This is a genomic window from Streptomyces sp. NBC_00080 (assembly GCF_045041255.1).
In the GTDB taxonomy this organism is placed as follows: domain Bacteria; phylum Actinomycetota; class Actinomycetes; order Streptomycetales; family Streptomycetaceae; genus Streptomyces; species Streptomyces coriariae.
Genome location: NZ_CP108235.1, coordinates 3,113,930 through 3,139,226 on the forward strand (window position 1 = coordinate 3,113,930; position 25,297 = coordinate 3,139,226).

General features: G+C 71.9%; 22 protein-coding genes. 14 read left to right on the forward strand and 8 right to left on the reverse strand.

What is annotated here, in order from left to right; all coding sequences use genetic code 11:
- The first annotated feature begins 57 nt into the window (after window positions 1-57).
- From OHU34_RS13535 to OHU34_RS13550, 4 genes are all read left to right on the forward strand, one after another.
- On the forward strand, window positions 58-690 hold the full coding sequence (locus OHU34_RS13535; RefSeq protein WP_037736072.1) for an AIM24 family protein: 633 nt from the start codon (window positions 58-60) through the stop codon (window positions 688-690).
- A 1-nt stretch (window position 691) separates the two neighbouring features.
- A complete protein-coding gene (locus OHU34_RS13540; protein ID WP_142266209.1) occupies window positions 692-1,342 on the forward strand; it encodes an AIM24 family protein in 651 nt (216 codons plus the stop codon).
- 2 nt (window positions 1,343-1,344) lie between these two features.
- Complete coding sequence (locus OHU34_RS13545; RefSeq protein WP_108222053.1) at window positions 1,345-2,151, forward strand: AIM24 family protein; 807 nt, start codon at window positions 1,345-1,347, stop codon at window positions 2,149-2,151.
- A gap of 92 nt (window positions 2,152-2,243) precedes the next feature.
- Window positions 2,244-2,720, forward strand: coding sequence for a MarR family winged helix-turn-helix transcriptional regulator (locus tag OHU34_RS13550; RefSeq protein WP_142266208.1), 477 nt, complete (start codon window positions 2,244-2,246; stop codon window positions 2,718-2,720).
- 63 nt (window positions 2,721-2,783) lie between these two features.
- Here the strand turns inward: OHU34_RS13550 and OHU34_RS13555 are convergent, their stop codons facing one another.
- Window positions 2,784-4,286 (reverse strand): ATP-binding protein, encoded by a 1,503-nt coding sequence (locus tag OHU34_RS13555; RefSeq protein WP_405766469.1) that lies wholly within the window; start codon window positions 4,284-4,286, stop codon window positions 2,784-2,786.
- Entirely contained in the window at window positions 4,283-4,972 is a 690-nt protein-coding gene (locus OHU34_RS13560; protein ID WP_142266206.1) for a response regulator transcription factor, read from the reverse strand. Before OHU34_RS13560 ends, OHU34_RS13555 begins: the two co-directional genes overlap by 4 nt.
- Window positions 4,973-5,102: 130 nt before the next feature.
- Between OHU34_RS13560 and OHU34_RS13565 the strand changes: the two genes are divergently transcribed.
- Window positions 5,103-5,690 carry a PepSY domain-containing protein gene (locus tag OHU34_RS13565; RefSeq protein ID WP_405766471.1) on the forward strand — a complete coding sequence of 196 codons (588 nt, stop codon included), beginning with the start codon at window positions 5,103-5,105 and terminating at the stop codon, window positions 5,688-5,690.
- Between the two features lie 55 nt (window positions 5,691-5,745).
- Here the strand turns inward: OHU34_RS13565 and OHU34_RS13570 are convergent, their stop codons facing one another.
- The 3 genes from OHU34_RS13570 to OHU34_RS13580 form a co-directional block, all read right to left on the reverse strand.
- On the reverse strand, window positions 5,746-6,972 hold the full coding sequence (locus OHU34_RS13570) for an MFS transporter (RefSeq protein ID WP_142266204.1): 1,227 nt from the start codon (window positions 6,970-6,972) through the stop codon (window positions 5,746-5,748).
- Between the two features lie 317 nt (window positions 6,973-7,289).
- Window positions 7,290-8,246, reverse strand: coding sequence for a methylmalonyl Co-A mutase-associated GTPase MeaB (meaB, locus tag OHU34_RS13575; protein ID WP_054239889.1), 957 nt, complete (start codon window positions 8,244-8,246; stop codon window positions 7,290-7,292).
- Window positions 8,247-8,313: 67 nt separating this feature from the next.
- Window positions 8,314-9,525, reverse strand: a complete 1,212-nt coding sequence (locus OHU34_RS13580) for an acetyl-CoA C-acetyltransferase (protein ID WP_020131155.1) — start codon at window positions 9,523-9,525, stop codon at window positions 8,314-8,316.
- Window positions 9,526-9,677: 152 nt separating this feature from the next.
- Between OHU34_RS13580 and mce the strand changes: the two genes are divergently transcribed.
- The 7 genes from mce to OHU34_RS13615 all read left to right on the forward strand — a co-directional run bounded on the left by mce (window position 9,678) and on the right by OHU34_RS13615 (window position 19,479).
- The gene (mce, locus tag OHU34_RS13585; protein WP_057603473.1) at window positions 9,678-10,118 is read left to right on the forward strand and encodes a methylmalonyl-CoA epimerase; all 441 of its coding nucleotides are present in this window, start codon (window positions 9,678-9,680) and stop codon (window positions 10,116-10,118) included.
- Between the two features lie 231 nt (window positions 10,119-10,349).
- On the forward strand, window positions 10,350-14,231 hold the full coding sequence (gene scy / locus OHU34_RS13590; protein WP_142266203.1) for a polarized growth protein Scy: 3,882 nt from the start codon (window positions 10,350-10,352) through the stop codon (window positions 14,229-14,231).
- A 183-nt stretch (window positions 14,232-14,414) separates the two neighbouring features.
- A complete protein-coding gene (locus tag OHU34_RS13595) occupies window positions 14,415-15,353 on the forward strand; it encodes a cellulose-binding protein (protein ID WP_020131158.1) in 939 nt (312 codons plus the stop codon).
- Between the two features lie 85 nt (window positions 15,354-15,438).
- A complete protein-coding gene (locus OHU34_RS13600) occupies window positions 15,439-16,416 on the forward strand; it encodes an ABC transporter ATP-binding protein (RefSeq protein WP_230194619.1) in 978 nt (325 codons plus the stop codon).
- A 2-nt stretch (window positions 16,417-16,418) separates the two neighbouring features.
- On the forward strand, window positions 16,419-17,189 hold the full coding sequence (locus tag OHU34_RS13605) for an ABC transporter permease (protein WP_142268065.1): 771 nt from the start codon (window positions 16,419-16,421) through the stop codon (window positions 17,187-17,189).
- Window positions 17,190-17,299: 110 nt separating this feature from the next.
- A complete protein-coding gene (locus tag OHU34_RS13610; RefSeq protein ID WP_142266201.1) occupies window positions 17,300-18,601 on the forward strand; it encodes an ABC transporter ATP-binding protein in 1,302 nt (433 codons plus the stop codon).
- Window positions 18,598-19,479 carry an ABC transporter permease subunit gene (locus tag OHU34_RS13615; protein WP_142266200.1) on the forward strand — a complete coding sequence of 294 codons (882 nt, stop codon included), beginning with the start codon at window positions 18,598-18,600 and terminating at the stop codon, window positions 19,477-19,479. Before OHU34_RS13610 ends, OHU34_RS13615 begins: the two co-directional genes overlap by 4 nt.
- A 34-nt stretch (window positions 19,480-19,513) precedes the next feature.
- On the opposite strand, the gene OHU34_RS13620 is transcribed toward OHU34_RS13615, so the two are convergent.
- Window positions 19,514-19,846: an ATP/GTP-binding protein gene (locus OHU34_RS13620; protein ID WP_081547014.1), complete on the reverse strand. Its 333-nt coding sequence runs from the start codon at window positions 19,844-19,846 to the stop codon at window positions 19,514-19,516.
- Window positions 19,847-20,068: 222 nt separating this feature from the next.
- Between OHU34_RS13620 and OHU34_RS13625 the strand changes: the two genes are divergently transcribed.
- A complete protein-coding gene (locus OHU34_RS13625; RefSeq protein WP_362274762.1) occupies window positions 20,069-21,097 on the forward strand; it encodes an LLM class flavin-dependent oxidoreductase in 1,029 nt (342 codons plus the stop codon).
- 83 nt (window positions 21,098-21,180) lie between these two features.
- Here the strand turns inward: OHU34_RS13625 and OHU34_RS13630 are convergent, their stop codons facing one another.
- Entirely contained in the window at window positions 21,181-21,573 is a 393-nt protein-coding gene (locus tag OHU34_RS13630; protein WP_020131165.1) for an SCO5389 family protein, read from the reverse strand.
- 264 nt (window positions 21,574-21,837) lie between these two features.
- On the opposite strand from OHU34_RS13630, the gene nucS reads away from it, so the two are divergent.
- Window positions 21,838-22,509: an endonuclease NucS gene (gene nucS / locus OHU34_RS13635; protein ID WP_020131166.1), complete on the forward strand. Its 672-nt coding sequence runs from the start codon at window positions 21,838-21,840 to the stop codon at window positions 22,507-22,509.
- 83 nt (window positions 22,510-22,592) lie between these two features.
- Here nucS and OHU34_RS13640 read toward each other — a convergent pair whose 3' ends face one another.
- Window positions 22,593-25,091 carry an ATP-binding protein gene (locus tag OHU34_RS13640; RefSeq protein WP_405766475.1) on the reverse strand — a complete coding sequence of 833 codons (2,499 nt, stop codon included), beginning with the start codon at window positions 25,089-25,091 and terminating at the stop codon, window positions 22,593-22,595.
- Window positions 25,092-25,297: the final 206 nt, after the last annotated feature.

Below are 25,297 nucleotides of genomic sequence, written 5' to 3' on the forward strand. Positions count from 1 at the left end.
CCACCCCCGGGTGCTGTTCGACGCACCCGTACGGCCGATACCTTTCGCAGCGTGGCGATGTTTCGACTGCAAGGCAGCAAAGTGCTCGCCGTCGACGTGACCGGGGACGCCGTGAAGGCGAAGAACGGCTCGATGGTCGCGTACGACGGGCAGATGGCGTTCAAAAAGCTCAGCGGCGGCGGTGAGGGCATCCGGGGGATGGTCACCCGGCGGCTCACCGGCGAGCAGATGACCATGATGGAGGTGAGGGGGCAGGGCACGTGCTGGCTGGCCGATCGTGCCTCCGAGATCAATCTCGTGCAGCTCCAGGGGGACAAGCTCTACGTCGAGTCGAGCAACCTGCTCGCGACCGACGCCGGACTCAGGACCGGGACGAGCTTCACCGGTCTGCGCGGCGCGACCCAGGGCAACGGACTGTTCACGACGACCGTCGAGGGCACCGGCCAGGCGGCCATCACCTCGGACGGGCCGGCCGTGGTGCTGCGGGTCAGTCCGCAGTACCCGCTGACCGTCGACCCCGGAGCCTATGTCGCGCACCAGGGCAACGTCCGGCAGACCTTCCAGTCCGGTGTGACCTTCCGCACGTTCATGGGTGAGGGCGGCGGCGAGGCCTTCCAGATCCGGTTCGAGGGGGACGGCCTGGTGTACGTCCAGCCGAGCGAGCGCAACACGATCGCGGGGGATGTGTGAGATGACCTTCCGCGAGATCAACTCCAAGATGGTCGAGGCGACGGTCGTCCCCGGCCAACGGCTCTTCAGCCAGCGCGGCGCCATGCTCGCCTACCGCGGCGAGGTGGCCTTCACCCCGAACGTCCAGGGCGGGCAGGGCGGGGTGATGTCCATGATCGGGCGGCGGCTCGCCAACGAGGACACCCCCCTGATGACCGTCGAGGGCAGCGGCACGGTCCTCTTCGGGCACGGGGGCCACCACGTCCAGGTGATCCGGCTCACCGGCGACACGCTGTACGTCGAGGCGGACCGGCTGCTCGCCTTCGAGGGCACCCTCCAGCAGGGCACGATGTTCCTGGGCTCCCAGGGCGGGGTCATGGGCATGGTCCGCGGCCAGGTCAGCGGGCAGGGCCTGTTCACCACCACCCTCCAGGGGCACGGCGCCGTCGCCGTGATGGCCCACGGCGGCGTCTTCGAGGTGCCGATCACCCCGCAGCGCCCGGTCCATGTCGACCCCCAGGCCTATGTCGCCCACCACGGCGACGTCCGCAACAAGCTGTCGACCGCGCTGGGCTGGCGGGACATGGTGGGCCGGGGCTCCGGCGAGGCGTTCCAGCTGGAGCTGAGCGGCAGCGGTGCGGTGTACGTCCAGGCGTCGGAGGAGAAGCTGTGAGCATGTACGGGGCTCCGGGCGGCGGCCCGACGGTGCACGACCCGATGACCTTGCCGGTCGACGACAACGTGAACAGCTACACCTTCTGCGTGGAGCTCAAGGGGAGCCAGTGGTTCCTCCAGAAGGGGAAGATGATCGCCTACTACGGGTCGATCGACTTCAACGGCATCGGACACGGCCGACTGGACCGTCTGGTGCGCACTTCATTCCATTCGCCTCTGCACGCCAGCGACTGGGTCGTGGCGGAGGGCTCGGGCAAGATGCTCCTCGCCGACCGGGCCTTCGACGTGAATTCGTACGACCTCGACGACGGCAACCTGACCATTCGCTCGGGCAATCTGCTCGCTTTTCAGCCAACTCTGTCGCTCAAGCAGTCGATCGTGCCGGGATTTCTCACGCTGATCGGAACCGGCAAGTTCGTCGCGGCATCTAACGGCCCGGTGGTGTTCATGGAGCCGCCGATCCGGGTCGATCCGCAGGCGCTCGTCGGCTGGGCCGACTGCCCCTCCCCGTGCCATCACTACGACCACGGGTACATGACCGGCCTGATGGGCGGTCTACGTGCGCTGACAGGCCTCGGAGGGGCTTCCGGCGAGGAGCACCAGTTCGAGTTCGTGGGGGCCGGGACGGTGCTGCTCCAGTCGACCGAGCTGCTCATGGCCGAGCAGGCGACGGGGGCGGTTCCGCACGAGCCGGGAGTGCCCGGCGGGGGCGGCGTCCCCGGTGGGCGGGGCGGCCCCGGCGCGCAAACCGGCGCACCGCGCCTTCCCGGACAGCTGGGGGACCTCCAGCGTCGCTTCGGGCTGTGAGCGGTAGTCTGCGGAGTGTGACATCGAACGCGTGCGCACCGTCACACCGCCCTCACTAGTTCGCCTTTCAACATTTTAGGTAGACTTCAATTATGGAGACCGAAACGGCCACGCGCTGGCTGACCGATGCGGAGCAGTGCGCCTGGCGCACCCACCTGGAGGTCAACAGGCTGTTGACGTACCAGCTCGAAAAGGATCTCCAACCGTTCGGCCTGACCATGAACGACTACGAGATCCTGGTGAACCTCTCCGAGTCGGAGGGCGTCCGGATGCGGATGAGCGACCTCGCGTCCGCCACCCTCCAGTCCAAGAGCCGTCTCTCGCACCAGATCACCCGCATGGAGAGCGCCAACCTGGTGCGCCGTGAGAACTGCGAGTCCGACCGCCGCGGCCTGTACGCGGTCCTGACCGAGCACGGCCTGGAGACGATGCAGAAGGTCGCTCCCCATCATGTGGAGTCCGTGCGGCGGCACTTCATCGACCTCCTCGCCCCCGATGCCACGACAGAGTTGTCCCAGGCCCTGAAGCCCGTCGCGGAACACCTCCGCGGGCAGCGGGGACGCCCGTGAGGAACTCCCGGCGACCGATCGGTTCAGGCGATCGGTCCGGGTGATCGGTCCGGGTGATCGGGTTCAGACGGTCGGCAGGCGGAGCTCGAACAGGGCTCCGCCTGTCGGCGTCCGGCGGACCGTGAGCGTGCCACCGTGCCGGACGGCCACGTCGCGGGCGATCGCCAGGCCGAGGCCCGCCCCGCCGTCGTCACGGCCGCGGGCGTCGTCGAGCCGTACGAACCGCTCGAAGATCCGCTCCCGGTCCGCCTCGGGCACCCCGTCCCCGTCGTCGGCGACCTCGACGACGACCTGCCCGTCCGCCCCCCGCACGGTCACGGTGACGGCCGAACGGGCGTGCCGGTGCGCGTTGTCGAGCAGGTTGGCCAGCACCCGCCCCAGTTGCCCCCGCGATCCGGCCACCTCACCGGGCCCCGTCTCCCCCGGCTCCACCACCACCGTCACCTCCGGCCGCCCGGCCGCCTCCTCCCGGGCCAGCGCCGCCGGATCCACCCGCGCGCCGGCCACCGGCCCCTCCCCCGCGTCCAGCCGGGCGAGCAGCAGCAGGTCGGCGGCCAGCCGCTGGAGCCGTACGGTGTCCTCGACCGCGCCCGGCACATCCAGCAGCCCGGGGTGCGCGACACCCACTTCGAGTTGGGTGCGCAGCGAGGCGATGGGGCTGCGCAGTTCGTGCGAGGCGTCGGCGACGAACCGGCGCTGACGCTCCACGGAGGTCTCCAGCGCGGCCAGCGTCTCGTTCGTCGTACGGGCGAGCCGGGCGACCTCGTCGTGGGTGTCCGGCTCGGGCACCCGCCGGGTCAGCTCGGCGGCGGCCGTGATCGCGGCCATCTCCCGGCGGATGTCCTCGACCGGGCGCAACGCCCGCCGGGTGACCAGCCAGGTCACTCCCGCGACCACGGCGAGCAGCAGCGGGAAGCCGATCAGCATGACGGTGAGCGCGGTGCGCACGGCGCTCTGCTCAGCCGCCAGGGACGCACCCGCGTACACGGTGAGCAGGCCCTTCTTCGGATCCCGGACGTCCACGGCGGCGAATCGGTAGTCGGCCGTGTCGCCGTCGACGGTCGCGGAGCCGTCGCCGAAGCGGGTCTCGTCGCCGATCTCGCCGGGTTCGGGCGAGTCCTCTGCGGAGTCGTCGCCGAGGCCGCCGCTCGCGCCCTCCTCCCCGCCGTCCTCCCCGGGCTTCTCCCCCGCTTCCTCCCCCGCCTCCTGTCCCGGTTCCTCCGAGGGGTCGTCCGCGGTGTCCTCCTGCGCCCGCGGCACGCTCGGCCCGGCGCCGCTGATCCGCTCCAGGTCCTCGGTGGCGGCGACCTGCCCGCCGTTCGCGTCGACGACCTGGACCACCCGCTCGTCGTCGTCCAGCGAGGAGAGCTTGTCGTAGGGCGTACCGAGGGCCAGCTGGGCGGCGACGGTCCGCGCGGAGCGTTCCGCCTGTCCGTCGGCCTGGCCGGTCAGACTGGAGCGCAGCGACAGCAGCAAGGCCGTCCCCGCCGCGAGGAGCGCCACCGCGACCACGAACGTGGCGCCGAGCGTCGCCCGGGCCCGCACGGACCCGAACCGGCGGCTCATCGCGCCGCCTCCGGCCGCTCCAGCCGGTACCCGGCGCCGCGCACCGTCCGGATGAGCCCCGCGCCCAGCTTGCGGCGCAGCGCGCTGACGTACACCTCGACGATGTTGGGGTCGCCGTCGTAGGCGAAGTCCCAGACGTGGTCGAGGATCTCGGTCTTGGACACCACCTGGCCCGCCCGCACGACCAGCTGTTCCAGCACGGCGAACTCCTTGGTGGTCAGCGCGGCTTCGACCTCCGTTCCGCCGTCCCGCAGGAACACCCGCCGGGCGGCGGTGTCGACCTTGAGGTCGCCCAGGACGTGCACGGCCGGGGCCCCGGTGCCCTGTCCGCCCCGGCGCAGCAGCGCCTTCACGCGGGCGACCAGGACGACGTACGAGAACGGCTTGGTGAGGTAGTCGTCCGCCCCCGTGTCCAGGCCCTCCGCCTCGTCGTACTCGCCGTCCTTGGCGGTGAGCATGAGGATCGGGACGTCGTTGCCGGCGGCGCGCAGGGTGGAGCAGACCCGGTAGCCGTTCATGCCGGGCAGCATGATGTCGAGGATGACCAGGTCGTACGGCGACTCGCTCGCCCGGTGCAGCCCTTCGAGGCCGTCGTGGACGACGTCCACGGCGTAGCCCTCGGCGGTCAGGCCGCCGGCGAGCGACCGGGCCAGTCGCTTCTCGTCCTCCACGATCAACAGCCGCATGGCATCAGGGTCCCAAACCGAACCTGAAGTGATCTTCAGGCTGCTTCAGCTTGCCTTCAGCCGCGTTCAGGCAGCGTGGTCCCCGTCGAAGCCGAAGCAGGCCGAGAGCACACCGATCGGGAGGAACCCCATGAAGCGCAAGCTCGTCATCGCCGCCGTCGCCGCGTCCGTCGTGATCGGCGGAGGTGCGGCGGTCGCCTTCGCGGACGACGAGGCGCGAACCGGCGCGGCCGAGGTGCGGGCCGCCGACCGGGCCGAGGGGAGCACGGCGAGCTCCTCGAAGGCCACCGCCGCCGAGGTGATCGCGGCTGCGCTGCGGCACACGCCGGGCACCGCCGTCGGCGCCGACCGGGAGGACGACGGCGCCGACGCGGGCACCTGGCACGTGGACGTCGTCCAGGCCGACGGCGTCGAGCAGACCGTCGCCGTCTCCCCCGACACCGGCAAGGTCCTCGGCGTCCACCGCGACACCGAGGACGCCGATGACTCCGCTGACGCCGATGACGACGCCGGCGAAGCCCGTGCGGACCTCGCCGCGCTGAAGGGCGCGGACGTGGACGCCCGCGAGGCAGCGCTGGCCGTCGCGGCCAAGGGCGCGGTGACCGACGTCGACCTGGACGACGACCGCGCCACGGTCTGGAGCGTGGACACCGCCAAGGCCGGCGAGTGGCAGGTGGACGTACGCACGGGCAAGGTCACCCATGAGCTCGACGACTGACCTGGCGTCCGACCGACCGTCCGACCGTCCGTCCGGCTGACCGACCCGCCGGCCGTCAGGCGAGGGGCACGAGATCGCTCGTGCCCCTCCGGGCGCCTCCGGCGACGGCCGCCGCCGTCATCAGCACCACCGCTCCGGTCAGCGCGAAGCACGCTGCCACCGGCAGCCCCCCGGCCAGCGCTCCGGCGATCGCGGTACCGGCCGTGCTGCCCGCGTTGACGGCCGTGTTGACCCACGCCCCGGCCCGCACCCGGGCCTCCGGCGCGGCGATCTCGTCGGCGATCAGATACGCCGTGGTGATCGCCGGTGACACGAAGAACCCGGCGGCCGCGACGGCGACGGCCAGGGTGCCGAGCCCCGGCGCGAGTCCCGCCCCGCACAACGTCAGCCCGAGCCCCGCCGTGAGCAGCGGCAGCCGCGCCCCGGCCGAAGCCCGCCAGGTGACGGCCCCGTTGAGCAGCCCGCCGACGGCGCTGCCGGCCGACAGCGCGGCCAGCACCCAGGCGGCGCTCGCCCCGCCGGACCCGTGCCCGTGGCGCTCGGCGAACGCCACGACCAGCAGATCGACCACGCCCAGCGCCAGCCCCACGCCCGCGATGGCGGCCACCGGCCGCCCGAGCCCGCGCAGACCGCCGCCGGCCCGCCGCACGGTGGCCTTCCCCGGTCCCACCGCCCGCACGGCCGGCGACGACAGGAACCCGGCCGTGCCCCCGGCCATCAGGGCCGCCCCGACGAGGATCCCCGCGGCCGGCGGTGCGAAGCCGACGAGCACGCCGACCAGCAACGGCCCGGTGACGAAGAGGAGTTCCTCGGCGACCCCGTCGAGGCTGTACGCGCGTTGCAACAGGGCGCGGTCCGGGGTGAGCCTCCCCCACACCGCCCGCATGGTCGGTCCCAGCGGCGGCACACAGGCGCCCGCGGTGGCGGCCAGGGCGCCCAGCACCGGAGCCGGGGCACCGGCCGGGCGCGCCAGGGCCAGGGTGAGCAGGACGAGCACGGCGAGGTAGGCGGCGGTCATCGGGACGAGTGCCCGGCGTGGCCCGTGCCGGTCGATGAGGGCCGCCCGGGCCGGCGACAGGAAGACGGTGGTGGCTCCGAACAAGGCCATCACGGTGCCCGCCACCGCGTACGAGCCCGAGGAGCGGGTCACGGCGAGCATCAGGGACAGCGGGACGATCCCGTACGACAGCCGTCCGGTCAGGGCGGCGGCGAAGGTACGGCGGGCGTGCGGAACGCGCAGGACGACGGCATAGGAAGGCCGCACGGCAGGCGAAGCGGACATGAGGAGTTCCTCGACTCATGGCAGGAGAAAAGGGGACGCCTGATCGCCGCGAGCGGGGCGGCCGTGAGCCGCTCTCCGATCACGGGCCGAGGCGGGCCCTATGCCAAGAGAAGGAACATGAACGCGACCGTATCAGCGCGGCCCGACGCCCGACGAGTGCTTTTGCGAGGCGCTCGTCGACTCGTCCCGGCGTCCGGCGCGCGCCGACACGCCACCCGGCCGCACCGCGTCACGACCGCGACCACCGGCCACGCACACGCACACGCACCGACGTCCGCATCGCCGCCTTGCCCCGGGCGCCCCGCGTCAGCCGTGCGTCAGCCTTGCGTCAGTCCCGCCACCAGTTCGTCCGCCGCCCGGTAGGGGTCCAGTTCGCCGGCGACGATGCGCTCGGCGAGCGTGCTCAGCCGACGGTCGCCGTGCAGGTCCCCGATGCGTTCACGCAGGGCCGTGACGGCGATCGTCTCGACCTCGCGGGCGGCTCGGGAGCGGCGCCGTTCGGTGAGGACGCCGTGCTCCTCCATCCACGCGCGGTGCTTCTCCAGCGCTTCGACGACCTCGTCGATGCCCTCGGAGCGGGCGGCGACCGTCTTCACGATCGGCGGGCGCCAGTCCCCGGGGCCGCGGGCCTCCCCGAGGCCGAGCATGTGGTTCAGCTCGCGGGCGGTGGCGTCGGCGCCGTCCCGGTCCGCCTTGTTGACGACGTAGACGTCGCCGATCTCCAGGATCCCGGCCTTGGCGGCCTGGATGCCGTCGCCCATGCCCGGGGCCAGCAGGACGACACTGGTGTCCGCCTGCGAGGCGATCTCGACCTCGGACTGGCCGACGCCGACCGTCTCGACCAGGATCACGTCGCAGCCGGCCGCGTCCAGGACCCGGATCGCCTGCGGGGCCGACCAGGCGAGGCCGCCCAGATGGCCGCGGGTGGCCATCGATCGGATGTAGACGCCGGGATCGGAGGCGTGCTCCGACATCCGGACCCGGTCGCCGAGCAGGGCGCCGCCGGAGAACGGCGAGGACGGGTCCACGGCCAGCACCCCGACCCGTCTGCCCTGCTTGCGGTAGGCGGTGACCAGCGCGGACGTCGACGTGGACTTGCCCACGCCCGGTGAACCGGTCAGGCCCACCACATACGCGTTGCCCGTGAGCGGGGCCAGCGCCTCCATGACCTCCCTGAGCTGCGGGGACGCCCCCTCCACCAGGGAGATCAGCCGGGCCACGGCCCGCGGCCGGCCTTCCCTGGCCTGGGCGACCAGCGAGGAGACGTCCTGCATCACAGCTCCGTTCAGATCCGTTCAGGGTGAGACGTGGGTGAGACGTGCACGAGCGGCGCGTCCGTGCTCAGGCCTTGGGTACCCGCACGATCAGCGCGTCACCCTGACCGCCGCCGCCGCACAGCGCGGCCGCGCCCACACCGCCGCCCCGGCGCTTGAGCTCCAGGGCCAGGTGCAGGACGAGGCGGGCGCCGGACATGCCGATCGGGTGGCCGAGGGCGATCGCACCGCCGTTCACGTTCACCTTTTCCGTGGAGACGCCGAGGTCCTTCATTGACTGCACCGCCACGGCGGCGAAGGCCTCGTTGATCTCGACCAGGTCCAGGTCGGAGACCTCCAGGCCGTCCTTCTTCAGGGCGTGCAGGATGGCGTTGGAAGGCTGGGACTGGAGCGAGTTGTCCGGCCCGGCCACGTTGCCGTGGGCGCCGATCTCGGCGATCCACGACAGACCCAGCTGCTCGGCCTTGGCCTTGCTCATCACGACCACGGCCGCCGCGCCGTCGGAGATCTGCGAGGAGGTGCCCGCCGTGATCGTGCCGTCCCTGGTGAACGCCGGGCGGAGCTTGCCCAGGGACTCCGCGGTGGTGTCGGCGCGGATGCCCTCGTCCTTGCTGAAGACGACCGGCTCGCCCTTGCGCTGCGGGATCTCGACCGGGGTGATCTCGGCCTCGAAGATGCCGTTCTTCTGCGCGGCGGCGGCCCTCTGATGGCTCAGCGCGGCGATCTCGTCCTGCTCGGGACGCGCGATCCCGAGCCGCGTGTTGTGCTTCTCCGTGGACTCGCCCATGGCGATGTTCTCGAAGGCGTCGGTCAGACCGTCGTACGCCATCGCGTCGAGCATCTCGATCGCGCCGTACTTGAAGCCCTCGCGGGACTTCGGCAGCAGGTGGGGGGCGTTGGTCATGGACTCCTGGCCGCCGGCCACCACGATGTCGAACTCACCCGCGCGGATCAGCTGGTCGGCCAGCGCGATCGCGTCGAGGCCGGACAGACACACCTTGTTGATGGTGAGCGCCGGGACGCTCATCGGGATGCCGGCCTTGACCGCGGCCTGACGGGCCGGGATCTGCCCCGCCCCGGCCTGGAGCACCTGCCCCATGATCACGTACTGCACCTGGTCGCCACCGATCCCCGCACGGTCGAGGGCGGCCTTGATCGCGAAGCCGCCGAGATCGGCTCCGGAGAAGGACTTCAGGGAGCCCAGCAGTCGTCCCATGGGCGTCCGCGCGCCCGCGACGATCACCGAGGTCGTGCCGTTGGAACCAGTCGAGTCAGTCATGAGCTGCGATTCCCCTTACCGGCCTTGCACGGGCCGAGGAGTGAACGAGGGTTTACTTCGAATGTACTGAGTGGCACTCCGTGCCGTCATCGGGCCGTCAGTGTGATCGCGCGCACGTTGCGTAACCATCACGGCCGCGCTCCACTAACAACATGCTGACGCGAATCGACCACATCGGGATCGCCTGCCACGACCTCGACGCGACCGTCGAGTTCTACCGTTCCACGTACGGCTTCGAGGTGTTCCACTCCGAGGTCAACGAGGAGCAGGGCGTGCGCGAAGCCATGCTCAAGATCAACGATACGTCCGACGGCGGGGCCTCGTACCTGCAGCTCCTGGAGCCGACACGGCCGGATTCGACCGTCGCCAAGTGGCTCGACAAGAACGGCGAGGGCGTCCATCACATCGCTTTCGGTACGGCGGATGTCGACGCGGACGCCGCGGACATCAAGGACAAGGGCGTACGCGTTCTGTACGAAGAGCCTCGACGCGGCTCCATGGGGTCACGAATCACCTTCCTGCATCCAAAGGATTGCCACGGAGTACTGACAGAACTGGTCACATCGGCACCCGTTGAGTCACCTGAGCACTGACCCTCGTACATATGGGCCGGTAGGGTTGGGGGCGGTCGCCGCTCACACCGGGGCGACCCGGTCCTGCCGTACGGCGGCGGGACGCGGCCGGGGTCCGGGTTTCGGGGGGCGAGCGCGGGGCAGCAGCCCGTGCTCCGCCGTTGATCTGACACCATTCCCCGGGAGCCCCGTTCGGCGGATGGACGGAGCTCGTTCGGGAAGCTTGCGACCAGGGACGGATGGGACCGCGCAGTGCGGGGCTACGAGAGCCAGGAGCGGGAACCGGCGGCTGACGTCGACCACCTGACTCGGTTCGAAGCCGAGATGAAGCGGCTGAAGACCGAGCGGGAAAAGGCGATCCAGCATGCCGAGGACCTCGGCTACCAGGTCGAGGTGCTGCGCGCCAAGTTGCACGAGGCGCGGCGCACCATCATGTCCCGGCCCGCCTTCGACGGCGGCGACATCGGGTACCAGGCCGAGCAGATGCTGCGTAACGCGCAGATGCAGGCCGACCAGTTGCGGCAGGACGCCGAACGGGAGCTGAGTCAGGCCCGGGCGCAGACGCAGCGCATCCTCCAGGAGCACGCCGAGCAGGCGGCCCGGCTCCAGGCGGAGCTGCACCAGGAGGCGGTGGCCCGTCGTCAGCAGCTCGACCAGGAGCTGGCCGAGCGCCGGCAGAACGTCGAGTCGCACGTCAACGAGAACGTGGCGTGGGCCGAGCAGTTGCGGGCCCGCACCGAGGCTCAGGCGCGCCGGCTGCTCGACGAGTCGCGGGCCGAGGCCGAGCAGGCCCTGACGGCCGCCCGCGCCGAGGCCGAACGGGTGGCCACCGAGGCCCGCCAGCGGCTCCAGGCGGACGCCGAGGCGACCCGCGCGGAGGCCGAGCAGCTGTTGCTGCGGGCCCGCACGGACGCCGAACGGCTGCTGAACGCCGCTTCCAGCCAGGCCCAGGAGGCCAACGAACACGCCGAGCAGCTGCGCACCTCCACCGTCACGGAGTCCGACGCGGCCCGCCGACAGGCCGGTGAGCTCAGCCGCGCCGCCGAGCAGCGCATGTCCGAGGCCGAGGAGGCGCTGCGCAAGGCGCAGGCCGAGGCCGACAAGGTGCTCACGGAGGCGAAGGCGGCCGCCGAGAAGGCGCTCGCCGGCGCGGAGGCGGCCAAGGAGCAGCGCACCCGTACGGCGAAGGAGCAGGTCGCCCGGCTGGTCACCGAGGCCACCAAGGAGGCCGAGGCGACCAAGGAGGCCGCCGAGCAGCTCGTCGCCGACGCACGCACCGAGGCCGAGAAGATCGTCGCGGAGGCCTCGGAGAAGGCCCGCACGCTCACCGCCGAGGAGAGCGCGACCCAGCTGTCGAAGGCGGCGAAGACCGCCGAGGACGTCCTGAACAGGGCGCAGGAGGACGCGCAGAACACCACCAAGGCCGCCGCCGAGGAGGCCGAGCGGATCCGCCGTGAGGCCGAGACCGAGGCGGACCGGCTGCGGGCCGAGGCGCACGACATCGCCGAGCAGCTCAAGGGCTCGGCGAAGGACGACACCAAGGAGTACCGCGCCAAGACGGTCGAGCTCCAGGAGGAGGCCCGTCGGCTGCGCGGCGAGGCCGAGCAGCTGCGCGCCGACGCGGTCGCCGAGGGCGAGAAGATCCGCGCGGAGGCCCGCAAGGAGGCCGTCCAGCAGATCGAGGAGGCGGCCAGGACCGCCGAGGAACTGCTGTCCAAGGCCAAGGCCGACGCGGACGAGCTGCGCCAGAAGGCCACCTCGGACAGCGAGAAGGTGCGCACCGAGGCCATCGAGCGCGCCACCACGCTGCGCCGGCAGGCCGAGGAGACCCTGGAGCGCACCCGCGCGGAGGCCGAGCGCCAGCGCGACGAGGCGGTGGAGCTGGCCGAGACCATCACCTCGAACGCCGAGGAGGCCGCGCGCGAGCTGCGCGAGGAGACCGAACGCGGGGTCGAGGCCCGGCAGGCGGAGGCCGCCGAGGAGCTGAACCGGCTGCACACCGAGGCGGAGGCCCGGCTCGCCTCCGCCGAGCAGGCGCTGACCGACGCCCGCGAGGAGGCCGCGCGGATCCGCCGCGAGGCCGGCGAGGAGACCGACCGGCTGCGCTCGGAGGCCACGGAGCGGATCCGCACCCTCCAGCAGCAGGCCGCCGCGGAGGTGGACCGGCTGCGCAACGAGGCCGCCGCCGACGCGTCCGCCTCGCGCGCCGAGGGCGAGGCCGTCGCGGTACGGCTGCGTTCCGAGGCCGCCGCCGAGGCGGAGCGGCTGAAGTCGGAGGCGCAGGACACCGCCGACCGGATGCGCGCGGAGGCGCAGGCCGCCGCCGAGCGGCTGGCCACCGAGGCGTCCGAGACGCTGGCCGCCGCCCAGGAGGAGGCGCTCCGGCGCCGCCGCGAGGCCGAGGAGCTCCTCGGTTCCGCCCGCCAGGAGGCCGACCAGGAGCGCGAGCAGGCCCGTCGGCAGAGCGAGGAACTGCTGGCCTCGGCGCGCAAGCGCGTGGAGGAGGCACAGACCGAGGCCGTCCGGCTGGTCGAGGAGGCCGACCGGCGGGCCAACGAGATGGTGTCGGCGGCCGAGCAGCACGCGCAGCAGGTGCGGGAGTCCGTCGCCGGGCTGCACGAGCAGGCGCAGGACGAGATCAACGGGCTGCGGTCCGCCGCCGAGCACGCGGCGGAGCGCACCCGGCGCGAGGCCGAGGAGGAGGCGGACCGGGTCCGTTCCGACGCCTACGCGGTGCAGGAGCGGGCGGCCGAGGACGCGAACCGGGTCCGGCGTGAGGCGAGCGAGGCGTCGGAGGCGGCGCAGGCGCTGGCCGAGCAGACCGTCGGTGAGGCGATCGCGGAGGCGGAGCGGCTGCGCTCGGAGGCGTCCGCGCACGCCCAGCGGGTCCGCACCGAGGTCTCGGACGCCATCGCCCAGGCCGACCAGGACGCCTCGCGCACCCGCGCGGAGGCCCGTGACGACGCCAACCGCATCCGCTCGGACGCGGCGACGCAGGCCGACACCCTCATCACCGAGGCCCGCAACGAGGCGGAGCGGCTCCAGACGGAGACCATCGCGGAGGCCGAGCGCCTCCAGTCCGAGACGATCACGGAGGCCGACCGGCTGCGGGCCGAGTCGGTCGCCAAGGCGGAGAAGCTCATCTCGGACGCCGCCGGGGACGCGGAGCGGCTGCGCGCCGAGGCCGCCGAGACGGTGGGTTCCGCGCAGCAGGCCGCCGAGCGGATCCGTAGCGAGTCCGAGCGCGTCAGGGCGTCGGCGGCGGCGGAGGCCGACCGTCTGATGAGCGTCGCCCGCGAGGAGGCCGACTCGACGCTGGACGAGGCCCGCAAGGAGGCCAACAAGCGGCGCTCCGAGGCGGCCGAGCAGGTCGACACGCTCATCACGGAGACCGCGGCCGAGGCGGACAAGCTCCTCACGGAGGCGCAGCAGCAGGCGCAGCAGGTCACGGCGGACGCGGAGCAGCAGGCCGACTCGATGGTCGGCGCGGCCCGCAAGGAGGCCGAGCGGCTGGTCTCCGAGGCGACCGTCGACGGGAACTCCCGGGTGGAGAAGGCCCGTACGGACGCCGACGAACTGCTGGTCGGCGCCCGCCGGGACGCGACCGCCATAAGGGAGCGGGCGGAGGAGCTGCGCGACCGCATCACGAGCGAGATCGAGGGGCTGCACGAGCGGGCCCGCCGCGAGGCCGCCGAGACGATGAAGTCGACCGGCGACCGCTGCGACGCGCTCATCAAGGCGTCCGAGGAGCAGCTCGCCAAGGCGCAGGCGAAGGCGAAGGAGCTGGTGTCGGACGCCAACTCCGAGGCCGGCAAGGTCCGTATCGCCGCCGTGAAGAAGGCCGAGGGGCTCCTCAAGGAAGCCGAGCAGAAGAAGGCGACGCTCGTCCGGGAGGCCGAGGAGCTCAAGGCCGAGGCGATCCGCGAGGCGCGGCGCACGGTCGAGGAGGGCAAGCGCGAGCTGGAGGTCCTGGTGCGCCGGCGTGAGGACATCAACGCCGAGATCTCCCGGGTCCAGGACGTGCTGGAGGCGCTGGAATCCTTCGAGGTACCGACCGGCGGCAAGGACGGGGGCGTCAAGGCGGGCGCCGTCATCGGAGCTCCCCGATCGGGTGGGAAGGCGTCGGACGGCTAGCGAAATGTGTGAATTGCGTTAAAGTCTGAGGCCTTTGACCGGACCTTTGGCAAGCGCTCTGCCGCTCAGCCACCCAAAAGGGGTGTCATTCTCCAGATCAAACACGCATACGCTCGATGACACACCGCTCAGGCCCCTAGGATTCCACCTATCACCTCACCGGTCTCATTCGACAGGAACCCCATGAGCGACACTTCCCCCTACGGCTTCGAGCTTGTGCGGCGTGGGTACGACCGCGCTCAGGTGGACGAACGCATCTCGAAGCTCGTCTCCGACCGTGACAGCGCTCTGGCTCGTATCACTGCTCTGGAAAAGCGCATCGAGGAGCTCCACCTCGAGACGCAGAACGCCCAGGCTCAGGTAAGCGACGCGGAGCCGTCGTACGCCGGTCTCGGCGCGCGTGTCGAGAAGATCCTCCGCCTCGCCGAGGAAGAGGCCAAGGATCTGCGCGAGGAGGCCCGTCGCGCGGCCGAGCAGCACCGTGAGCTCGCCGAGTCGGCGGCTCAGCAGGTGCGCAACGACGCGGAGTCGTTCGCCGCGGAGCGCAAGGCCAAGTCCGAGGACGAGGGCGTCCGGATCGTCGAGAAGGCCAAGAGCGACGCGTCGCAGCTGCGTTCCGAGGCGCAGAAGGACGCGCAGTCGAAGCGTGAGGAGGCGGACGCCCTCTTCGAGGAGACCCGCGCCAAGGCCGCGCAGGCCGCCGCCGACTTCGAGACCAACCTCGCCAAGCGCCGCGAGCAGTCGGAGCGCGACCTGGCGTCGCGTCAGCAGAAGGCGGAGAAGCGTCTCGCGGAGATCGAGCACCGCGCGGAGCAGCTGCGCCTGGAGGCCGAGAAGCTGCGTACCGACGCCGAGCGCCGGGCCCGTCAGACCGTCGAGACGGCGCAGCGCCAGGCCGAGGACATCGTGGCCGACGCCAATGCCAAGGCGGACCGCATCCGTTCCGAGTCCGAGCGCGAGCTGGCGGCCCTCACCAACCGCCGCGACTCGATCAACGCCCAGCTGACGAACGTCCGCGAGATGCTCGCCACGCTGACCGGCGCCGCGGTGGCCGCGGCCGGCACGCCGTCCACGGACGACGAGCCGATCTCCCGCGGGGTCCCGGCGCAGCAGTCCCGGTAACGTCCACGGGTACGGCGACCGAACATCGGCGAAGCCCTTTGCCATTCCGGTGGCAGAGGGCTTTGTCGCGCTTTAGCGTGGCCGCATGATCGAGCTGTCTGGCCTGACGAAGCGGTACGGCGAGAAGGTCGCGGTGAACAACCTCACCTGCACCGTCAGACCGGGCATCGTCACGGGCTTCCTCGGTCCCAACGGCGCGGGCAAGTCCACCACCATGCGGATGATGCTGGGCCTCGACCGGCCGACCGCCGGGGACGTCCGCATCGACGGACAGCACTACGACCGGCTGAAGGACCCCCTCAGGTACATCGGCGCCCTGCTGGACGCCAAGGCCATGCACGGCGGGCGCAGCGCCTTCAACCATCTGCTGTGCCTGGCGCAGAGCAACGGCATCCCGAAGAGCCGGGTGCACGAGGTGCTGGACACCGTCGGTCTCACCTCCGTGGCAAAGAAGAAGGCCAAGGGGTTCTCGCTGGGGATGGGCCAGCGGCTGGGCATCGCGGGCGCGCTCCTCGGCGACCCCCGGATCCTGATGTTCGACGAGCCGGTCAACGGCCTCGACCCCGAGGGCATCCACTGGATCCGCAACCTGATGAAGTCGCTGGCCGCGCAGGGGCGGACCGTGTTCGTCTCCTCCCACCTCATGAGCGAGATGGCGCTGACCGCCGATCACCTGATCGTGATCGGGCAGGGGCGGCTGCTCGCCGACACCTCGATGGCCGACTTCATCGCGCAGAACTCGCGCTCGTACGTGCGTATCCGTACCCCGCAGCGGGAGCGGCTGCTCGACGTGCTGCACGGCGCCGGGGTCCTGGTCGTCGAGTCCGGCAGCGGGGTGCTGGAGGTCGACGGCGACAAGTCCGAGCGCATCGGGGAGCTGGCCGCGCAGCACCAGATCGTGCTGCACGAGCTGAGTCCCCAGCGGGCCTCCCTGGAGGAGGCGTTCATGCAGCTGACCGCGGAGTCGGTGGAGTACCACGCGCACACGGACACACCCCCCGGCCCTCTCGAACAGTTCGAGCAGCCCGGACCGCAGTGGGGCGACGACTGGACGAGGAGCTGATGATGGCGGCGACCCAGGTCATCCGGTCGGAGTGGACCAAGATCCGGTCGGTGGCCTCCACCGTGTGGACGCTCTCGCTCGCCGTGGTGGTCACCATCGCCCTCGGCATGCTGATCTCGGCGCTGTCGAGGAACGAGTTCGACAACATGAGCCGCGACGACCGGCTCTCCTTCGACCCCACCTTCATCAGCTTCGCGGGGATGAGCCTCGGTCAGCTCGCGATGATCGTGTTCGGAGTGCTGGTCGTGTCGAACGAGTACAGCACCGGCATGATCCGCACCTCGCTGGCCGCCGTGCCGCAGCGTGGCACCTTCCTGTTCAGCAAGATCGCGGTGGCCACCGGGCTCGCGCTGGCCGTGGGGCTGGCCACCAGCTTCGTCACGTTCTTCCTGGGGCAGGCCATGCTCGGCTCCCACAAGGCGTCGATCGGGGACTCCGGAGTACTGCGGGCGGTCATCGGCGGCGGTCTGTACATGACGCTCATCGCCGTGTTCTCGATGGGCGTGGCCACGATGCTGCGCTCGCCGATGCTGTCGCTCGGCATCCTGATGCCGTTCTTCTTCCTGATCTCCAACATCCTCGGCAACGTCTCGGCGACGAAGAAGATCGGCCGGTACCTGCCCGACCAGGCCGGCAGCAAGATCATGCAGGTGGTCACGCCGATCGACGACGACACCCCGTACGGGCCCTGGGGCGGGTTCGCCATCATGGCCCTGTGGGCCCTCGCCGCGCTCGCGGGCGGCTACCTCCTGCTGAAGAAACGCGACGCGTAACGCTTTGGTCTTTGCTTTCATTTGAGCGGAACCGTCAGCGCCCCGATATCCTCCTAACCCTTACGGGGGCGTGTGCCCTGCTGTCCTGAACCTTTCGATGGGTGCGGAGCATGATCGAAGCAGTCGGCCTGACCAAGCGCTACGGCGACAAGACCGCTGTGTACAACCTTTCCTTCCAGGTGCGGCCCGGCGCCGTCACCGGCTTCCTCGGGCCGAACGGCTCGGGCAAGTCGACCACCATGCGGATGATCCTGGGACTGGACAACCCCACCTCCGGGACGGTGACGATCGGCGGCTACCCGTACCGCAAGCTGCCGAACGCCGCCCGCCAGGTGGGTGCGCTGCTGGACGCCAAGGCGGTGCACGGCGGCCGGCATGCCCGCAACCACCTGCTGAGCCTGGCCCAGCTGTCCGGCATCCCGGCCCGGCGGGTCGACGAGGTGCTCGGCGTGGTCGGCCTCCAGGACGTGGCACGCAAGCGCTCCAAGGGCTTCTCCCTGGGCATGGGCCAGCGGCTCGGCATCGCGGCCGCGCTGCTCGGCGACCCGCAGGTGCTGCTCTTCGACGAGCCGGTCAACGGCCTCGACCCCGAGGGCATCCTCTGGGTCCGCAACCTGATGAAGTCGCTGGCCGCCGAGGGCCGCACGGTGTTCGTCTCCTCCCACCTCATGAGCGAGATGGCGGTGACCGCCGATCACCTGATCGTGATCGGGCGCGGGCAACTGCTCTCGGACATGAGCGTGAAGGACTTCATCTCGGCCAACTCCGCCGACTTCGCGCGGGTCCGCACCCCGCACACCGAACCCCAGCTGCGCGAGAAGCTGGCCTCCGCGCTCACCGAGGCGGGCGGCCATGTGCTGCCCGAGCAGGACGGCGCGCTGCGGGTGACCGGGCTGGCGCTGCCCCGCATCAGCGACATCGCCCACGAGAGCGACGTACGCCTGTGGGAGCTGTCGCCGCACCAGGCCTCGCTGGAAGAGGCGTACATGCGCATGACGCAGGGCGCCGTCGACTACCGGTCCACCATCGACCAGAAGGCCGGTCTCCAGCAGCAGCTCGCGCCCGGCGCGCAGCCGCCCATGCCGGTGCCGGGCCAGGGCCAGCCGGGCTGGTACGCCCCGCCGCCCCCGCAGCACCCCGGATACGCGCCGCCGCAGCAGCCGGCCCAGGCGCCCCCGGCAGCCTCCTACGGGGCGTACGGCGCCCCCGGGGCCCCCGCCCCGGCACCCGGCCCGAACGGGGCCAACCCGTACGCGCAGGCGCCCGCACAGGCCCCGGCCCAGCCGGCCGCCGCGTCGCCGGCGGCACCGCCCGCGCCCGCCCCGGTGGCCGCCCCGGCCGAACCGGCTCCGGCCGCTCCCGCCGCTCCCGCCCCCGACGCCGCCCCGACCAAGTCCGAGGACGCCCGATGAGCACCCCGCAGCACCCGTCGCCGCAGGCCGCGCCCGCCTGGCAGGGGGCGCCCGGTCCCGCTTACGCCGCGGCCGGCCCCGCCTACACCTCGCCGATCCCGATCGTGCGCACGCACCTCGGGCACGCCATCGCCTCGGAGTGGACGAAGATCCGCTCGGTGCGCTCCACGATGTGGACGCTGGGCGTGTTCGTGCTGCTCGTCATCGGCATCGGACTGCTGGCCGGCGCGGTCGTCGCCGCGAACGCGACCGAGGGCGACCTCGCGGGCGAAACCGCCCTGTCGTTCGGCTTCTTCGGGCTGCTCCTGGGCAGCATGTGCGTCATCACGCTCGGCGTGCTGACCACGGCCTCGGAGTACGGCACCGGCATGATCCGCACGACGATGGTGGCCTGCCCGTCGCGCGGCCGGGTGCTCGCCGCGAAGGCGGTCGTGTTCTTCGCCGTCGCGTTCGTCGTGACGCTCGTGTCCTCGGGCTTCGTCGCCATGGTGGACGTGGGCATGCTGGGCGACGCCCGGCAGCCGACCGGCTCGGAGTGGCTGAAGGCCACCTTCGGAGTGTCCCTCTACATCGCGCTGCTCGGGCTGATCTCGCTGGCCGTCGGCTCGATCATCCGGCACTCGGCCGGCGCCATCACCATCATGATCGGTGTCCTGCTGGCCCCGCTGGTCATCGCGATCTTCATGTTCTCGTCCTCGCTGGAGGACCTGCGCCAGGCCCTGTTCGAGTACTCGATCCCGAACCAGCTGAGCGTCTTCTACTCGTCCTCGCTCAGCGACAGCGGGCCGAGCGGCTGGGACCCGCTGTGGATCGCGCTCGGCGCGACCGCCGTCGTGCTCGGCGGCGCCTTCGCCCTGCTGGAGAAGCGCGACGTCTGACGGCCGACGACTCACGGCCGACGACTGACGGCCGCTAGAACTTCGGCGCGTTACGGGACCGCCGCACCCCGGGGGTGCGGCGGTCCCGTGCGTTCCAGCACGCCTTGTGCCAGTGCCGGCGGTCGTCGACGCCCGCGTGCTCGGGCCAGACCACGACATGCGGCACACCGTCGGGGATCAGCTGGTCGCAGCCGGGGCACCGGTACGCCTTGCCCTGGGCGCTCGCGCCGGCCACATGCCGCACACTCCACTGCTCGCCCTGCCAGCTCTCCCCCGACTGCCAGCCGCCGTAGCGGCTCGCGCGATCGTCCTCGGCGCTCCGGCCGGACGAGCCCTCACCCTTGGGGCGGTTGCGACGCGGGGACACGGGACACCTCACGGGGCTATACAGGGATCAGGATTGCCGACCAGCCTACGCGGCGTGCGCGTGGGTACCCGTAGGGCAGCGATCCCCACAAGTCGCCCTCCCGGACGTCCCATTCTCCAGACAATCCGCAAATCTCTCCGCCAGGCCGTGTCCTCGGCACGTGTCAGACGGTTATGCCGGGTGGGGGAGCTCCGTGTCGGAGCCAAGGAAGCAGGAAAGTCCATGCGCGTTGGAAGTTTCGTGTTGGGAGCCCAGTTCCCCGGCCAGGGTCAGGGAGAGGCGCTGCACCGCGCGGTCCGCTCGGCCGAGGTGGCCGAGGAGGCGGGCCTCGACTCGGTCTGGCTGGCCGAGCACCACTTCGTGCCGTACGGCACGTGCCCGTCGGCGGTCACGCTCGCCGCGCTGCTGCTGGGCCGCACCCGCCGTATCCGGGTGGGCACGGCGGTCAGCGTACTGCCCACCGTCCACCCCGTAGCCCTGGGCGAGCAGGCCGCGCTGCTGCACGTGACGAGCGGCGGCCGCTTCTCGCTGGGCGTGGGGCGCGGCGGCCCGTGGGTCGACCTGGAGGTGTTCGGCGCGGGCCTGGAGGCGTACGAGCGGGGGTTCCCGGAATCACTCGATCTGCTGGTGCGCTGGCTGCGCGACCCCTCGGTCGGGGCCGACGGCGAGCGGTTCCGCTTCCGCGAGGTCCCCGTCGTCCCCAGGCCGTCGGAGGCGCTGACGGACGCGTCGGGCCCGGAGGTCGTCGTCGCGTGCACCTCGCCGGCGAGCGTACGGCTGGCCGCCGAGCGTGGGCTGCCGATGCTCCTCGGCATGCACGTGGGGGACGAGGAGAAGGCCGAGATGGTCGCCGCGTGGCGGCAGTACGCGCGCGCGGCCGGGCGGTCCGGGGACGAGATCCGGGGCGCGGCGCATGTCTCGGCGGGCGTCTGCCAGATCGCGGACCGGCGCACGGACGCGGTGGAGACCCTGGTGAAGGCGATGCCGGGCTGGCTGCGGCAGGGGCTCGACGCGCATGTGACGGTGGACGGCCGGGCCCGCTCCATGCGGGACCCGGTGGCATACACCGAACTGCTCTGCGGGCTGCACCCGGTGGGCACCCCACGGCTGTGCGTCGACCGTCTCGCGGCGACCGGCGAGCGGACCGGCATCTCGCGTTTCGCCCTGCTGGTCGAGGGTTCCGGAGACCTGGCGGCCACCGAGGAGAACGTACGGCGGCTGGGCTCGGAGGTGCTCCCCCACCTCCGGTGAACAGCCCAGCCGACCGAGAGGCTTGCCGCTCCCGTACTGATGGAACCTCCCGCGTCAGGAGCGGCAAGCAACAGGCTCACGTGTCAGCAGTCCCGGAATTCCGGGGACTGGTTCAGCACCTGGCTGCGGACCGAGGTGAATCGGGCGAGCTTCTCGTCGACAGCCGGCTCCAACGGGAACACCGCCACCCGGTGGCAGTTCTGGAAGGCCAGCCGCACGCCGAAGTGCCGCTGCAGCGCGCCGCGTATGGCGTCACTCGCGAGCGCGCGCAGCAACTGCCCGCGTGCCTGCTCGTCCGGCGGGGGCGTCTGGTTGTCGGCGAAGTCTCCGCCGTCCACCTTCAGCTGGGCCACCAGGGAGCTGACCATCTCCCATGCGTAGGGCAGGGAGGTCCGGACGCAGTCGACGAATTCTGCTTCGTCGACCTCGCCTCGCTCGGCCTGTTCGAGTAGGGCCGGTGAGACGTCGAGCGACATGGGTACTCCTCTCGCACCCCCGGAACATCAGGGGTTGCCGGACAGGGAAAGGGAGTTCGCATGCCGAAACACCGCACACGCTGAGTACACGCATCGCGACCTCCCGTTCACTACGGTAGGCAACGGACCGTGACCGCACCAGGAGAATGGGCACATAGGGAACTCCGAGTAGGCACACAATCGGCCACTGTCGAGCAGCTGGCGAACGATGGGTTACCAGGGCGAATCGCGTGCTTGGTGGGGCGTCGGATAGCGTTGCGCACCATGCGTCTCGTCATCGCCCGGTGCTCCGTGGACTACGCCGGCCGGCTCACCGCCCACCTCCCCTCCGCGCCCCGTCTCATCCTGGTGAAGGCGGACGGCAGCGTCTCGATCCACGCGGACGACCGGGCCTACAAGCCCCTGAACTGGATGTCGCCGCCCTGCACGCTGAAGGAGGGCGCGGGCGACGAGGAAGGCGTCTGGACCGTCGTCAACAAGGGCGGAGAGAAGCTCATCATCACGATGGAGGAGATCCTCCACGATTCTTCGCACGAACTCGGCGTCGATCCCGGCCTGATCAAGGACGGCGTGGAAGCACACCTTCAGGAGCTGCTCGCCGACCGCATCGAGACCCTCGGCGAGGGCTACACCCTCATCCGCCGGGAGTACATGACCGCCATCGGCCCGGTCGACATCCTGTGCCGGGACGCGGAGGGACAGACAGTCGCGGTGGAGATCAAGCGACGCGGCGAGATCGACGGCGTCGAGCAACTCACCCGCTATCTGGAGCTGTTGAACCGCGACCCGCACCTCGCCCCGGTGCGCGGTGTCTTCGCGGCCCAGGAGATCAAGCCTCAGGCCCGCGTGCTCGCCACCGACCGCGGCATCGGCTGCCAGGTCCTGGACTACAACGCGATGCGGGGCATCGAGGACGACAAGCTGCGGCTGTTCTGACCCACCCACCCGTACGAGGAGAAGGCCGGGTTCCCGGAGAGGAACCCGGCCTTTTCCTGTGCCCTGAGGCTCAGATCAGAGGCTCAGATCACCGGGTCCGAGGAGGAGGGCGTGCTGTCCGCCCTGCTCGGCGACACCGGGGCACTTGAGGTGGTCCCGCTGGCCGAGGTCCCGGTGGACGGGTCTCCGGTGGGAGTTCCGCTGGGGTCGGGGCTCTCGGTCGGAGGCGTCGTGCTCGGCGAGCTGGACGAACTCGGCGACGACGACGGTGATGACGAGGGCTTCGGACTCGTGCTCGGCGACGGCTTCGAGGTCGGCGTCGAGGACGACCCACCGCCCCCCGACCCGTGTGAGCTGCTCGCCTCCGACGACGGCTCCGCCTCCCCCGTGGGGGACGGGTCGTCCGAGGTGCCCATCGTTCCGTCCGGGCCCGGGTCCGTCGGCCTGCTGGTCGCCTCGCCCGTGTCGGCGGAACCGCTGTCGTCGCCGGGGGCGTCGGAGTCCAGGCCGCCGTCATCCGGGCCGGTGCTGGCGGACGGGTTGACGCCGACCCGGTCGGAGGGGTCGTTGGCGTCGTTGTTGGAGGTCGCGCCGAGCGTCACGACCGTGCCGAGGACGGCGACGAGCAGCGCGCCCGCGCCGGCCGCGACCAGGTTGCGCTTGGCCAGGCTCTTCAGGCCGCCCCGGTTGTGACGGGCCGGCGGGCCGGCGGGCTCACGGCGGGCGACGACGGTCTCGGCCTCCGGCGGGTAGGTCGGGAGAACCGCCTGGACGCCGCGCGGCGGGGACGCCGACTCCTCGTGGCGGGCGTCGGGCACCTCCTCGCCGGCCGTCGCCGCCGCCAGGCCGGGTACGTCCCCGGAGCGGTCGGTGACCAGGGCGAGGGCGCGGCGGCCTGCGACGGTCCCGCGCTTGTCGGCGATCGCCCCGCGCAGGGCGAGGGAGGCCTCCAGCTCGGAGCGGGCCCGGTCGAGGTCTCCGCCGCAGAGGGCGAGGACGCCCATTTCGTGGTGGAAGTAGGCCCGGTCGGCGGACTCCCCGGCGAGCCGGGCGGCTTCGGCACCCTCGTGCAGGCTGCTCTCCCAGGCGCTCCAGCGCAGGCCCGCGGCGAAGGCGGGCGCGGCGGTGCGGGCGAGCCGGACGGCGGGCGCCTCCTCGTCCTCGCCGGTTCGGGTCGTCGTGGGGACGATCACGACGAGGGCGGCGAGAACCGCGTCGGCCTCCGCGCAGACCCGCTCGGGCGTGACCGAGGGGTGCCCGGCCCACCAGGCGTAGTGCTGGGCGGCGGAGTGGGCGCGGGTCTCGACGTCGTCGGCGTATCCGGCGGCCTCGAGCTGGGTCTGGACGCCGGCGGCGAGCCGATAGCGGGCGCCGACGGGGGAGACGAGTCCGCAGGCGGCCAGTTCACCGAGGGCGGCGTCGGCGTGGGTGTCGCCGACCAGGGCGGGCAGGTGCGCCTGGTGCGGGACCTCACCGTCCAGGGCGACGGCGAAGCGCAGCGTCGCGCGGGCGGAGGCGCTGAGGCGGGCGGCGAGCAGCGGCGCGGGCGCGGCCGCCTCGCCGAGCGAGGGCAGGGGTATCTCCTCGGCCTCACCGGCTCCGGCGAGACCGTCGACGGGGTCGGCGAGCGGCCGGGCGTCCTCGAAGACACCGAACACGTCGACCGCGTCGGCGCCGGCCCGCAGTTGGTCGCGCTGCGAGAGCAGGGCGCCGGCCTGGACGAACCGCAGCGGCAGGCCCTCGGACTCGAACCACAGGTCGCCGGCCCAGTTGGCCTCCTCCTCGGTGAGGACGCGGCCGACGGCGTGCTCGATCACCTCGACGCCGCCCGCGCGGTCCAGTCCGGTGAGGACGACCTCCTCGACGGCGGACTCCGCGGAGGGCAGCGGGGTGTCGGGGGTCGCGCCGAGCAGGAAGGCGCACTCGGGCGTCGCGTCCAGGAGTTCGTCGAGGTCGGCGCCGCCGAGGCCGAGGTCGTCGACCACGACGACCGCGCCGATCTCGCGGACCAGGGCACTCAGGTCGTCGCTCTCGGGGCGGAACCGGGGAGCGTCGTAGACGGCGTGGAAGAGGTCGTGCAGGAGGTCGGCCGAGGTGCGGCGGAAGCCGGTGAGGCGGACGACGCCGTCGGGGGCGAGGTCCTCGCAGTCCTCGGCGACGAGGTCGAGCAGGCTGGTGCGGCCGGAGCCGGGCGGGCCGGTGAGGCGGACGGAGCGGCCGCGGGCCAGCAGGCGGACCAGCTGTTCGCGTTCGTCCTGGCGGCCCAGCAGCGGCTGGGCGGGCCGGGCGGTTCCGGCGGGAGCCGGCGGCCGGGCGGCGCGCTCGGCCTCGGCACGCTGCTCCGTGGTGCGCTTGGCGGGGCGCTCCGGTATCTCGGTGGGTGGGCAGAGTTCTATCTCGCTGCCGTCGACCGGATTGACGGTGAGCAGATGTTCGCCCGCGACGAGCCGCACGGTGCGGACCAGCGTCGGCGTGTGCTGGCCGAAGTCGGGGGTGAGGGGGTCCCTGGACGGGCGCGGGCGCGGCGTGCCGCCGTCGTCGTCCTGGCCGTACTCCTCGGGTCCCCGGGTGTTCGGGTCCATAGGTTCAAGCCCCCCAAAAGCGTCGTGTGGCGGTAGCCCCTCCCGGCCTTGCTGCACACTGCGCTGTCGCTTCTGGTCCGGTGCCCGCTCGAGGGCTGAGAGCGGCGGGCAGACGAACCGTAAACCTTCGCACAGTATCTACGACAGCCCGGGGTGCCGGGCCGCCCGAAGCGTCACAGTCTCGTGAGGATTGCGCCCGTCGCATG